10 protein-coding genes are annotated in these 13,892 nt (G+C 41.1%); 1 reads left to right on the forward strand and 9 read right to left on the reverse strand.

The genetic code is table 11. The annotated features are described in order from the left end of the window. Positions 1-25 precede the first annotated feature (25 nt). The gene (locus tag EFY79_RS15305) at positions 26-2,338 is read left to right on the forward strand and encodes a glycoside hydrolase family 20 protein (RefSeq protein ID WP_123121597.1); all 2,313 of its coding nucleotides are present in this window, start codon (positions 26-28) and stop codon (positions 2,336-2,338) included. A 54-nt stretch (positions 2,339-2,392) separates the two neighbouring features. On the opposite strand, the gene EFY79_RS15310 is transcribed toward EFY79_RS15305, so the two are convergent. The 9 genes from EFY79_RS15310 to EFY79_RS15350 form a co-directional block, all read right to left on the reverse strand. Continuing rightward, positions 2,393-3,121, reverse strand: a complete 729-nt coding sequence (locus EFY79_RS15310; RefSeq protein ID WP_123121598.1) for a glucosamine-6-phosphate deaminase — start codon at positions 3,119-3,121, stop codon at positions 2,393-2,395. 125 nt (positions 3,122-3,246) lie between these two features. Beyond that, entirely contained in the window at positions 3,247-4,293 is a 1,047-nt protein-coding gene (locus tag EFY79_RS15315; RefSeq protein ID WP_123121599.1) for a Wzz/FepE/Etk N-terminal domain-containing protein, read from the reverse strand. 6 nt (positions 4,294-4,299) lie between these two features. Next, positions 4,300-6,657: an SLBB domain-containing protein gene (locus tag EFY79_RS15320; RefSeq protein ID WP_123121600.1), complete on the reverse strand. Its 2,358-nt coding sequence runs from the start codon at positions 6,655-6,657 to the stop codon at positions 4,300-4,302. Positions 6,658-6,705: 48 nt separating this feature from the next. After that, positions 6,706-7,656, reverse strand: a complete 951-nt coding sequence (locus EFY79_RS15325) for an NAD(P)H-dependent flavin oxidoreductase (RefSeq protein ID WP_233578031.1) — start codon at positions 7,654-7,656, stop codon at positions 6,706-6,708. 115 nt (positions 7,657-7,771) lie between these two features. Beyond that, on the reverse strand, positions 7,772-9,022 hold the full coding sequence (locus EFY79_RS15330) for an NAD(P)/FAD-dependent oxidoreductase (RefSeq protein WP_123121601.1): 1,251 nt from the start codon (positions 9,020-9,022) through the stop codon (positions 7,772-7,774). 67 nt (positions 9,023-9,089) lie between these two features. Then, positions 9,090-10,301: a diaminopimelate decarboxylase gene (lysA, locus tag EFY79_RS15335; RefSeq protein ID WP_123121602.1), complete on the reverse strand. Its 1,212-nt coding sequence runs from the start codon at positions 10,299-10,301 to the stop codon at positions 9,090-9,092. A gap of 92 nt (positions 10,302-10,393) precedes the next feature. Beyond that, positions 10,394-11,041 (reverse strand): SMC-Scp complex subunit ScpB, encoded by a 648-nt coding sequence (scpB, locus tag EFY79_RS15340; protein ID WP_123121706.1) that lies wholly within the window; start codon positions 11,039-11,041, stop codon positions 10,394-10,396. Positions 11,042-11,089: 48 nt separating this feature from the next. Beyond that, positions 11,090-11,971 carry an ATP synthase F1 subunit gamma gene (gene atpG, locus EFY79_RS15345; protein WP_123121603.1) on the reverse strand — a complete coding sequence of 294 codons (882 nt, stop codon included), beginning with the start codon at positions 11,969-11,971 and terminating at the stop codon, positions 11,090-11,092. 199 nt (positions 11,972-12,170) lie between these two features. After that, on the reverse strand, positions 12,171-13,886 hold the full coding sequence (locus EFY79_RS15350) for a pyruvate dehydrogenase complex dihydrolipoamide acetyltransferase (protein ID WP_123121604.1): 1,716 nt from the start codon (positions 13,884-13,886) through the stop codon (positions 12,171-12,173). Positions 13,887-13,892: the final 6 nt, after the last annotated feature.

The following is a 13,892-nucleotide window of genomic DNA, read 5'->3' on the forward strand; positions in this document are numbered from 1 at the left end:
AATTTTCAAAAATAAATTTTATAGCATGCAGCTAACAAAAAGATGGAGCGTTGTTTTGATTTTGTTATTCCCTTTATTTGGAATAGCTCAAAAGCAAGTCAATATCATCCCTAAACCATTAAGTCTTATCGTTGAAGAAGGACATTTCACGATTGATAAAAACACGGGAATTATATTTAATTCGAAGGAAAAGGATTTGCATCATGCAGCCATTTTTTTCAATTCATTTATTAAAAATGTTTCCGGAATTTCTTTGCCTTTTAATGTCAAAAAAAATAAATTCATAATTTTTGAAATAAAAAAAACGGCAAAGATTGGGAACGAAGGTTATCTTCTTGATGTGTCTCCATCATCCATAAAAATTGTTGCTAATACAAAGGCTGGGATTATTTATGGAATGCAATCACTTTTTCAAACGCTGCCGCAAGTTCGCACCAACGCAACATTAGAAGTGCCTTGCATGAAAGTTACAGATTATCCGGCATTCAAATGGCGCGGTATGCACCTTGACGTTTGCAGGCATTTTTTTTCTCCTGAAATGGTTAAAGAATATATTGATCTTTTGTCGGAATATAAATTCAATACTTTTCACATGCATCTTACAGACGATCAGGGTTGGAGGCTTGAAATAAAAAAATATCCGAAGCTTACCTCAGTAGGTGCGTGGCGGGCAGACAGGCGTGGCATCCCATGGAGTGAATCTCAGCCGACGCAGCCGGGAGAGCCCACAACATATGGCGGTTATTACACACAAGACCAGGTGCGCGATATTGTAGCTTATGCAAAAGATAGAAATATTACCATCGTTCCTGAAATAGAAATGCCCGGCCATTCAGAAGCTGCCATTGCAGCGTACCCGTGGCTTTCGTGTACACAACAAGCTCAGACTACCATTACGGGCGGCGTTTACCCACGGGATGTTCAAACAAGCTATTGCCCCGCCAATGACAGTGTCTTTACTTTTTTAGAAAACGTGTTGACAGAAGTAATGCAATTATTTCCATCAAAATATATTCATGTTGGCGGTGATGAGGTTGATAAAACTCCGTGGAAAAATGATCCGCGTTGCCAGGCTTTGATGAAGAAATTGGGATACACGGATGTGGATCAGTTGCAAAGTTATTTTATCAGGAGAATCGAAAAATTTTTAATAGCTCATCATCGTAAACTGATTGGGTGGGATGAAATATTGGAGGGCGGTTTAGCGCCTGAGGCGACCGTGATGAGCTGGCGCGGCGAAAGTGGAGGGATAAAAGCAGCCAAAATGAAACACGATGTAGTGATGACTCCGGGCACGCCTCTTTATTTCGATCATTACCAGGCTGGCCCTGCCGGTGAACCCCCTGCAATCGGTGGTTTTAATACGTTGAAAATGGTGTATGATTATTACCCCATCCCCAAAGAATTAGATTCAACCGATGCTCAATATGTGTTGGGTGCCCAGGCCAACGTTTGGGCCGAATTCATTGCGAGCCGTCAACATTTGGAGTATATGGTTTTGCCAAGAATGCTGGCGCTTTCGGAAATTTTGTGGACGCCAAAAGATGAAAAAAATTATGTAGATTTTTATAATCGCCTGCAAAATCAATTCAGGGCATTTGATCAAAAAGGCTTTAATTATTGTCCGGGCAATTTTACTGTGGCTATCAAACCGGTTTCTGAAAATGGAAAATTATCCGTCACACTTTCATCTGAAATTCCGGGAAGTGAAATATATTATACCACCGATGGAGCCGATCCGAATGCAGGAAGCAATAAATATATAAATCCTGTTAACATTGATTCATCTGTTACCGTAAAGGCGGTTATTGTTGAAAATGGAAAAGTAATGGGTGTGAAACCTGCAGAGCAAAAATTCGTTATGGATAAGGCCATTGGAAGAAATGTGGCTTATGTTAATCTACCGAGTAAATATTATCCGGCAGACGGGCCAAATACTTTGACGGATGGCGTTAGAGGCACCACCTCACCCGGCAAGTTCTGGCATGCATTTGACGGAGACGATCTCATAGCAACTATAGATTTAGACCAACCCACTTCAGTTCACCAAATTATAATTGGATGTCTTCAGAGTTATAATGATTGGATTTTTTTACCGCAATCAGTTACTTATGAAATATCTAATGACGGTACGAATTTTACTAATCTTGGAACAGTAAAAAATGATATTTCTCCGGATGAGAAAAATGCAGTGATAAAAGATTTTACCCTTGATTTTCCCGGGCGAAACGCAAGATATATTCGTGTGACTGCAAAGAACATTGGTGTTTGCCCTAAAGGCCATCCGGGAGAAGGAAAACCCGCGTGGATATTCGCCGATGAAATCATGGTGCAGTAAAAAAACTTTTAGGCAGGTTTTTTATTTTGGGAGTGGTTAAAAAAAGCGGGGTAGCTATTTTTTTAAAAGGCTTGCTGCTTCAGCATCCGCATACACACTAAAGTTTGGATGATTTCGTAAAAAACTTGCAGGAAGTTTTTCAGAAATATCTTCCTCCAAAACCTGCTTCAGAATTGAAGCTTTCTTACCTCCACTTACCACCAGCATTACGTTTTTAGCTTCCATCAAATTGGCAATTCCTAATGTGAGGCCACCGCTGATTTCTTTTTTTTCTTTAAAATATTTTTGTCCTACCTGTTGAGTAACCGGATCAATTTCAGCAACATGAGAATGTAAGGCTGGGGAAATGCCCGGCTCATTCATTCCGACATGGCCATTCATCCCAAGACCAACGATAGCAAGATCAATCCCGTTCAAACCAAGAATGGTATCATCAATTTTCCTGCATTCCTCCCAGGGGAATTGGGCTTTCCCGTCAAAAAATGAGATTTTATTTTCATCAATTTGTAAGGGGTTAAATAATTGTTGATCGAGGTAAAAACGGCAACTGCCCTCGTCTTCACCATTCATTCCTGACCATTCATCCAGGCCAATAAACCAGAGGTCTGAAATATCAGTTTTATTCTTTTGAATGATAGAAACAAGTTCTGAATACAGGCACTTAGGCGAATCACCCGATGCGGGGCTCAACACAGTTTTTGTTTTAAGCGAAATGATTTGCATTACTTTTTTTGCGGCTTCGGCCGACATCTTTTCATACGTATCATAGATAAATAACTCCATGGCTTTTTGCTTAAAAGTAAAATCAAAAAATTTACCGGGCTCAAAAAAATTAATTGGCCTTTTTTGTGCTTTTACTGGCTTGAAGTGGTTGGATAACGGTAATGGCTACATGTAAATCGAGAAGCCTACGCTGCCATTTGCCTCTTGCGGCTAACAGGCGGAACTTCCTGTCCATAAATTGCTTTACTTATTTCTTCCCTGGCATACCTGGCAAAGACCCGGAAAGAAAAATACATGAAGGAGAGTAGCAGCCCAATTAAAAATCCAATAATTCCATAAAGTATGGGAGACCTTTTCTGCACGTCGTATGGCGGATCGGGAGCATCTAATACCTTAATAACAGGAGTAGCCTTTTGTAATTTGTAGGCAGCATTTTGTTGGTTGGCAACGGCTATAGCGTATTGCTGGCGAAGCATTTGTTTTTCGGTAATAAGATTTTCAGTTGGCACTTTAAATTCCATTTTGTTCGTATTGGTGAACAATGTTTTTTGGTCAATTGCTATCAGTTTGCGGTCTTTTGAGTGCATCACATTTCTTAGCGAATCCACTTTCCTGCTTGCAAATTCGAAATCTCTTTTTGCCTTTTCGCGCTTTAGATCGATATAGAAAGTTGAAATTTTGTCAATAAAACCATAACTGACGGTTTTTACAAGGGCCGAGCTGCGTCCTGTGTAGTTAAGCACAAAACTGTTGTTCTTGTTAATAGTGGCTGCCAGGTTATCTTTAAAAATCTTCATCACGATAGCAAGCATACTATCCTGACTTTGGGGAATTTTTATTTCAGACTCCATAAAACTGCGATGTGCATTTATATCGCGCAGCAATAGTTCACCAATAGTTTTATTTCCTGCCGAAGAATCTTTAATCAAAGCCACCTGTTCCCGGGTGGCGCGGCTTAGCGCCAGTTCAATAATATTTACTGAAGCTTCATCAGAAAAAGGATTGCTTGAATTATCTCCACCGCTGAATAGTGCACTCAGGGCCGAAGATGTTGCATTGTTATCGTTAGATGCGGTTAATGGAAAAATTATTGCGGTGGAAGTGTAAGTAACGGGAGTTTTTAAAGCGAAAATGGAGAGAATAATTGCGAAAAGCACAGCGGCACAAGCTATTAAGATTTTGTGTTTTTTTAACCTGGTAAAAATTTCAATTGTCAATTCCTGCGACGTCATAGCATGCTATAGTTTTGTGATGAGATAAACCAGTGCAATAGGAATTGCACTTATAAATCCCTGGGTGATTGATGAAGACAGCCCCTTGCCTTCAGGCCGCACAGGAACAGTGATTACACTGCCGGGCCTTACTTTAGGGTAAAGATGAAAAAATCCGAGGTTGCGCGTTTTTTCACTCTTGCCGTTTGCGCGCGTTACATAAATTCTTTTTCTCCATGGCCTTTCTGAAAAGCCGCCCGCTTGGTTTACGTAATAGCCCACGTTGGGGTGATCTTTATCATAATAGATTTTCAACTGGTTTTGAACCGCGCCTTTTACTGCAACCACAGGGTTGGTTTCAGGAATAAAAACGACATCGCCTTCCTGCAGTATCAGGTCAAACTTTGAACCGGGATTATCAATTGCATTTTGCAAATCGATACTGATGGGTTCGGAAGAAGATGCAAGGCTATCAGTAGCCTGGCCCTGCATTCGTTTGCGGTAAAGAATCGCGCCTTTGGCATTGGAATTCTCTTTCAGGCCTCCGGTTCGTGCCATCAAGGAAGACAACCTTTCATTTTCACTAAGCTTCGGATAAATGCCCGGGTATTTTACCTGTCCTTCGACTTTAATATTTTGCTGTAATTGAAAACGGGGATTTTTTCTTACAAAAACCTGGTCGTAAGGCTTGAGAACGATATTTTCAGTAACTGAGTCAAGATCAAGATCCTGATCAATTGAATACGTTTTTACAACAGTCCTGGTAGGAACCAATCCTTTTTGTGAAGAATCAATATCCACAATACTTGAAACTTCAATACTGCCAAATTCTGCCGTAGGTTTAAGGCCGTTAGCGAAATACAACAAATCCTTCAGTGTCATGCCCCCGTATTTTTCATAATTGCCAGGCTTACGTACTTCACCATCGATGGAAATCAATTGCCTGTCTGAGAATTGGTTCTTATTAAAAACTTCAATTACATCATTCGGGTCAACCGGAATATTGTATTTACTACGGTCATTTTTATTAATGTCTGAAAGGCTTATATCAATTTTATCAGCCTTTACATTGGTAGAATCTCCGGCGCCTTTATAAATATATGCCCTGTCAAGATAGGAGTTTGGTGTCACGCCTCCGGCACGGTTTATAACGTCAAACAACCGATCGCCTTTTTTAACTTCATACACATTTGGGTAAGCCACTTCACCCTTGACTATTACCTTATTTGTAAGCCCCGGGTGGATGGCATTTACCAAAATGATATCACCATCGTACAATGGCTCTTCATGTAAGCCGTTTCTATCGCCCTGTACGGCTTTATTGAGGTTGATAGTTTTGATGGTTTGCTTTTCGTTTACGTTGCGTATTATCATTCCACCTGTAGCATAAGCATCGGAAGTAAAGCCACCGGCGAAGCCAAGCAGTGCATCAAGGCCTTCGCCGCGCTTAAGCTGGTAATACATTGGCCTTTTAAACTGGCCGCTTGCCAGCACTTTTTTATCATAGAAAGGAACGATGATAAAATCATTATTTTCAAGATAAAGGTGCTTTCCAAAATCTCCGGTGCTTAGATATTTATAGACATCAATCGAATCTATTATAGCTCCGCGGCGCGAAATCAAAATCTTGCGGAGGTTTCCATATTTTGTGACTCCGCCAGCCATTGCCACAATATTTAACGCATTAGTGAATGCGGAAACCACTTTTGGACCGGGATTGCCTACGTTGCCCGAAACCTGCACCACGATTGATCGTGGCTGCCCAAGCGAAACAGAAATGTTAGTCGATTTGGGAATTACTTTTTTAAATCGTTCAAAAATTATGGATTTGGCGTTTGCAAATGAAAGTCCCTGCACAGTAATTTTTCCGAGTCCCTGCGGGAAAATGGATCCGTCACGGCCAACAATATAATCCTGCTCAAAATCGGCGCCGCCCCAAAGTGAAACGATAATGTGATCGCCAACACCTACAGGATAGTCAGGAGGAGGCGTACTCAACTCTGAAAGCTGCATTATCTGGCTGTTTTGAAAAATATTGCTTCCATAAACAGACTGCGGGCTCAGAAACGAATTTTTTATGTTATCTCTTTGGGTGCTGTCTTTAATTACTATATCAGTTTTTTCCTGGCTTGCATCCGGTAAATTGTCTTGAAGTTTATGCACATCTTCACCTGCCTTTTGCTTTTGCTGGTTAAAATCCTGCAGAAAATTTATTAATTCAGAAGGAGAGGCGTTTTTTAATGCATTTGGATCTATCTGGAGATCTTCTTGTTCAGTTGGAAGCTGGGCAAAAGCTGTACTGCAACATAACAACGAAATAAATACGATGCTAAGAAGCCGCAACCAAAATGTATGCAAGGCGAGGCCTTTTGTTAGGGGAGTCATTAGGCGTTCATGTTGTGTATAATTAACAAGAACGCCTAATTGTTCTTTTTATTTTAATGGGTTTTCCAACGCCTCATTGAATTGCAGCCATATTTCCCGGACGATATCCGCTGCGGGTTTTATATCTTTTATTAAGGCACTCACCTGTCCTATCTCCAATTCGCCCTGGTCTAAATCACCTTCAAACATTCCTTTTTTCGCTCTTCCTTTTCCTAACAGCTTTGTTAGTTCTTCCACTGACGCGCCGTTTTGGACCGCTTTTACAATATCGTTATAGAACCGGTTTTTCATAATCCTGACGGGCGCCAGCTCTTTTAAAGTTAAGACAGTATCTCCTTCCGCAGAATGGATTACGGCATTTTTAAAATTGAAGTGAGAAGAGGCTTCTTCACTGGCAACAAACCGGCTTCCGATTTGAACACCTTCTGCCCCCAATACCATTGCCGCCAGCATTTGCCTGCCCGTTGCAATGCCTCCGGCAGCTATCACCGGTATCGATACAGCAGAGGCAACCAGCGGAATTAATATCATGCTTGTCGTTTCTTCTCTTCCATTGTGGCCGCCGGCTTCAAATCCTTCTGCAATCACGGCATCGCATCCGGCCCTTTCTGCTTTTTCTGCAAATTTTTTGCTGCTTACCACGTGAATAACCGTTATGCCATGGCCTTTTAAAGCCGGCGTATAGAGCCCAGGATTTCCGGCGGAAGTAATTACAATTTTAATTTTGTGACGAAAGACAATTTCGAGGTGGTGTTCAATATCAGAATAGAGAATCGGAATATTTACGGCGAACGGTTTATTGGTAGCAGCCTTGCATTTGATTATATTTTCTTCAAGAATGTGGGGATACATGCTGCCGGAACCTATGACGCCGAGCGCGCCCGCGTTACTGACGGCACTGCATAAACGCCAGCCACTTGCCCAAACCATACCCGCCTGGATGATGGGATACTCAACTCCCAATAATTTGGAAACACGGTTATTGATTAACTGGTACAAAATCTAAAGTTCTTTTCAGCAAGAAATTTAATATAAAATACCAGGACATACGAAATGTTTTTTCAGAATGCTGCACAGAATAGGAATAGGGAATTTTTTTTAAAATGGCTGCCTGTTATTTAAACCTTTCGATTTGAAAAGCGCTTATATCGATTGGCGTGCTCATTTTCTCAATTAAATCACTTATAATCTGGCCGCCGGCAGCACCTTCTGAAATACCCAGCATGGCATTTCCCCCATTAATAAAAAGATTTTCAATTTTTTTTGAGTTTCCTATGTAGGGCAGGCCGTCAGGAGATACAGGCCTTAAGCCGGTCCAGACTTTATCTTCCGGAGGAAAGTCTATTTGTAATCCGGGATAAAATTTTTTAACCGAGTTGTAAATTCCTTCCATCCTTTTCACTAATACTTTATGATTATTTCCACTAAATTCCATGGTGCCGCCAATCCGTAATTGATTTTTCCACGGGGTTACAGCGCATCTGCCATCTACCAAAATGGCAGGAAAATGGATATTCCTTTCGACATAATCATAGGTGTAGCTATAACCTTTTCCTCCTTGTATTAAGAGATTGATGCCGGCTTTTGCCGCCAACTCAGACAACCATGAACCGCCGGTTAAAACAAACTCGTCTGCGCTGAAATTTCCCTTGTCCGTTATGACCGTTTCTATTTTATTATGATTTTTTAAAAGCCCTGCAACTTCGGTATTTAATTGAAATTTCACACCCTTTTGTTCAAGGAAGCGCTTCATTGCAGCCATAAACTTCCCGGGATGAATATGGGCGTCATCTTTAAATAAGAGTGCGCCAAAAATGTCCAGTTCCACATCCGGCTCTTTTTTCTGAAGCTCTTCGCGATTATAAACTTCTACTTCCAGCCGGAATTTTTTTGCCGGCTGCATCAATTTCAACTCCTCTTCAAATGCTTTTTGAGAATGACACATCATCATGCATCCTTTTTCGTCCATTTCGAAAACATCGCCTAATTCATCCCTGATTTCATTCATCAACCGGCGGCTCAGGTTCAGTAATTCGCTTAAATACGGCGCATTTTTTTGAACAGTTTTAGCATTGCTGCTCTTGTAAAACAGCAATGCCCACCTGAGGAATGATAAGTCGAGCCTGGGTTTGATATAAAAAGGGCTGCTGCTGCTCAGCATGTATTTAAGACCTTCCGAAATTATGCCGGGAGAGGCTAAAGGAATAAAATGGCTCGGAGATAAAAAGCCCATATTCCCAAACGAGCAATTGTCGGTAATATTTCCACGGTCTATTACCGTAATGTCAAATTTGTTTCTTTTTTGCAGATAGTAAGCAGTACAAAGCCCATTTACACCGCCTCCCACTATGATTATTTTCTTCATAACTTTTATGCGAAATAGCTAAGGAACTACAGTAAACCCATAAATAACCTGAAAAATAATTCCGTCTTCAGAGTGTTACCTGGTTTCTTAACAAGTCTTCAAAATTATCCCTTCTTCTTATTAAAATCGCTTTGCCGTCCTTTACCATTACCTCAGCGGGCTTTAACCTCGAATTAAAATTAGATGACATTTCAAAACCGTAAGCTCCGGCATTATAAAACACCAGGTAATCATTTTCCCTGATTTCTGAAATATGGCGGTCTGTGGCAAATGTATCGGTTTCGCAAATATTGCCTACTACGGTGTAAGGCTTTTTGGCGCCGGATTCATTACTCAGATTTTCAATTTGATGGTAAGCATCATAAAACATGGGCCGTATCAAATGGTTGAAGCCGCTGTTCACTCCGGCAAAAACCGTGGTTCCTGATTCTTTCAGCACATTTACTTTGGTAATGAAATAGCCTGCCGAACTTACCAGGTATTTGCCGGGCTCAAACCATATTTGTAATGGTTTTTTGGATTGGTAGGAAAAATTCGAGAAAGATTCTTTTACTTTTTGCGCCAGGAGAGGAATGTCTGTTTCTGAATCGCCCTCTTTATAAGGAACTTTAAAGCCGCCGCCCAAATCGACAAATTCCAGCTCTTTAAAAAGAGGTATAATTTCGAAGAGTTTTTTTATTCCTTTCACAAAAACATCCACATCTTTTATTTCACTTCCTGTATGAATATGCAAGCCACGAATAAAGAGATGGTATTTGTTTGCACAATCTATTATCTTTTGAACGTCGCCGACCGGGATCCCAAATTTGCTTTTATCGTGGCCGGTAGATATTTTTAGATTGCCGCCAGCTAAAATATCGGGCCGGAGGCGAACGCCCACAGGATAAGAATGGCCAAATTTTTTTCCAAACTTTTCCAGGTTAGAAAGGCTGTCTATATTGATGTGGACACCAAGATGCTGCGCCTCTTCAATTTCGTCAAAAGCAATGCCGTTGGAGGTATATAAAATTTTTGATGGCTCGAAACCCGCGTGCGAAGCAAGCTTTACTTCATTGATGGAACTGCAATCTACATTTGCCCCCAATGACTTTACATAGCGCAGGATATTAATATTCGTAAGCGCCTTACAGGCATAAAAGATTATCACATTCTGCCCGGAAAAAGCCTCTGTTAGTTTCCGGTATTGGCTGGCTATTTTTTCAAGATGATACACATAAACCGGAGTTCCAAATTCATCCGCAATTGCAGTCAGTTGAGCCGTCGATAAATCCTTTGACATTGTATTCGAAATAAAAACTGTTTAGTAATGGAATGAAAATAAAAATAAAGATACTGTGAAATGCTATAACGGAATGGCGGAAATGATAGCGTTTATCCTTCATCAATAGTATTTCCGGCATTATTAACCTCGTTTTCACTTGTGGTTTTTGACTCCTCTTCTTTCTCAATCCGGGTGGCTTCAACAATTTCATTGTCTAATACCTCTTTAATTTTTGGAAGATCACTTGCAGAATTGATTCCAAAATAATCCATAAAATTTTTCGAGGTGCTGTAAAGCAAAGGTTTTCCAACGGCATCTTCCTTCCTTCCTGAAATCACTACCAGTTCCTTTTCCAATAATTTTTGAACGGCATAATCACAATTCACTCCACGGATCAATTCAATTTCAGATTTGGTTACCGGTTGTTTATAGGCAATGATAGAAAGGGTTTCAATGGATGCAACCGACAATTTTTTCAGGAATTTATCGCCGTTAAGCTGGGCAATTGTTTTATGGAATTCAGGCTTTGTCAAAAACTGCCATCCGCCACCGCTTTCCACCAATCCAAATGCATAAAATTCAGCATCGTATTTTTCTTTAACAGCGTGAACCGCGGCTTCCACCTGATCTTCTGTTGCCCGATCTTCAATAAATCCTAATGCATTATTGACTAATTCAACAAGTTCTGAAATTGCCAATGGTTTATCACTGGCAAATATGAGCGCTTCAATATGTGGAATGATCAACGATAGTTCCATGCGGTTTTCCCGGTTTGGCTGAACGCCATTATCTTTTAAAAATAGCAATTAGCTCTGCAATGCAGCGGCGCCACTTACAATTTCTGTAAGTTCTGTGGTAATCGCTGCCTGTCTTGCACGGTTATAGCTAATTTTCAACGATTTCAATAATTCCTGTGCATTATCAGTCGCCTTATCCATGGCTGTCATTCTCGCTCCATGTTCGCTTGCATTTGCGTCAAGAATGGCTTTGTACAATTGGGTATTCAAAATTTTTGGCATCAACTCCTCCAGCAGCACTTCCTTGCCAGGTTCAAAAATGAAATCGGCCTTTGCATTTCCTTTTTTAGGAGCTGTTTTTTTAACTGGCAAAAAAGGTTCTGCAATAAATTTCTGAGTGGCAGCATTTTTAAATTCGCTGTATACGAGGTCCACCGCATCCACTTCTCCTTTTGAAAAAGCATCCAGCGCATACTTTGAAGCCCGCACCACATTTTCAAAAGATAAATCTGAAAAAATATTCCAATAATCGCCTACCACTTTGTATCTATTTTTGAGAAAATGCTCATAGCCCCTTTTTCCTATCGGAAGGATCGCCACATTTCCCTTGGCAAACTGGCTGGCATACTTTTCATGGATATCCAACTTGGCCAGTTTGATAAGGTTACTATTATATCCACCGCACAAACCGCGGTCGCTGGTGATTACAATGATTAATACTTTTTCAACGGGCCTTTCTTTAGCTAAAGCAAGATTGATATCTCCTTCTGCGTTACCTACAATATTGCTGAGCATTTCCTGCAACTTTTGCGCATAAGGCCTCATTTGTACGATGGCGTCCTGCGCGCGTCTCAATTTGGCAGCGCTCACCATTTTCATGGCTTTTGTGATTTGCTGGGTGCTTTGGACACTTTTTATACGGTTCCGGACTTCTTTTAATGCGCCGCTCATATTATTTTGGGTTTATGGGCTGCAAAGGTAAGTGAATGAAGGTACAAAACCATTGCTATGGCGGTTATAGCATGGTTATTTTTATTAAAAAAGCAAGAACGTTTTGCTCTTGCTTTAGCTATTTCTTTGCTTTGAACTAGTAAGCCAACAAATAAACAGAATTTTTATTTTGTTGAAAACCTGCTTTTTCCACCGGCGATTATACCAGCATGGTTACAGGATTTTCCAAGTATTTTTTAACTGATTGAAGGAATGCTGCACCTACAGCACCATCAATACTCCGGTGATCGCAGCTCATGGTTACTTTCATCACGTTTGTAACTGCAAAGCCATCTCCCTTCTTCACTACCTTTTCTTTGATAGCGCCGATAGCCAAGATAGCACTGTCGGGAGGATTTATAATGGCGGTAAATTCATCAATATCCATCATGCCGAGGTTAGAAACGGTAAAAGTATTTCCGCTGAATTCCTCAGGCTGAATTTTTTTATTTCTTACTTTTTCATAAAGCTGACTGGCATCTGCGGCAATCTGCGACAAGGATTTTTGGTCGGCAAAGCGAATCACAGGAACAATTAATCCATCGGGCACTGCTACGGCCGAGCCAATGTGAATATGATGATTTCTGCGAATAAAATCGCCTTTCCAGCTACTGTTTACCGCCGGATGCTGGCGCAATGCCATCGCGCAGGCTTTAATCACCAGGTCGTTGAAAGAAACTTTTACCGGGCTCAGCTCGTTGATGGCTTTGCGTGAAGTGATGGCATTGTCCATATTTATTTCCATCGTTAAATAGAAATGAGGCGCCTGGAATTTGCTCTCTCCCAAACGACGGGCAATGGTTTTGCGCATGGGACTGTTTGGAATGTCTTCATAACCTTCCTGTCCGATTTGAGTGAACGGCTGAAGCGGTTGCGCCTCTGCAGCAGCTTTTTTACCTTCAGTCTTTGCGGCCGGTGCAGGAACATAGGAATCAACATCTCTCTTAATAATTCTTCCGCCGTCGCCGCTTCCCTGCAATTGTGATAAATCAATTCCTTTTTCTTCTGCCACTTTTTTAGCAAGGGGGGAAGCTTTTATCCTGCCGCCTTCAGCAGAAGACGATTGAGCTGCCTCCTCAACCGGCGCAGCGGTTTTTTGTGTACCGGTGGATTTTGCTTCAGTTTTTTCGGAGGAAGAAGCTGGTTTTTCTTCAGATTCGGCGGGCGCTTGCGGCGCATTTTTTTGTGCTTCCACATACGCGCTTACATCGGTTCCTTCTTTTCCGACGATGGCAATAATATCATTCACTTTTGCTGAGTCGCCAGCTTCCACACCGATGTATAAAAGCGTTCCTTCTTCATAACCTACCACGTCCATAGTGGCTTTGTCAGTTTCTACTTCGGCCAGCGAATCATCCGATTTCACTTTATCTCCTACTTTTTTATTCCACTGGATAATTTTTCCTTCGGTCATGGTATCGCTCATCAGCGGCATCCGGATTACCTTTGCTCCTTTGGGCAACTCCACATTCTGGCCAACATTTGCCGGTTTATTATCAGATTGTTTTTCTTGTTTTTCAGCTATGGCTTTTTCTTCGTTCGCATTTTTCTTGGGCAATATTTCTTCATCCTTTGCTTTATCGCCGGAGGCAGCGCCATTCTGTTTTTCTTCATCCAAAATGGATTTATAATCTTCTCCTTTTTTACCTACAATAGCCAAAATGCCTTCTACAGGAACAGATTTCCCTTTTTCAACCCCGATATATAAAAGAGTTCCTTCATTATAACTTTCAAGCTCCATAGTGGCTTTATCTGTTTCTACATCAGCCAAAAGGTCTCCCGGTTTTATTTGATCACCTACTTTTTTGTGCCATTCTACTATTACGCCCTCCGTCATGGTATCGCTCATTCGTGGCATTCTTATCGCTTCAGCCATAGTCTG

Source organism: Hanamia caeni, assembly GCF_003721595.1.
Classification (GTDB): domain Bacteria; phylum Bacteroidota; class Bacteroidia; order Chitinophagales; family Chitinophagaceae; genus Ginsengibacter; species Ginsengibacter caeni.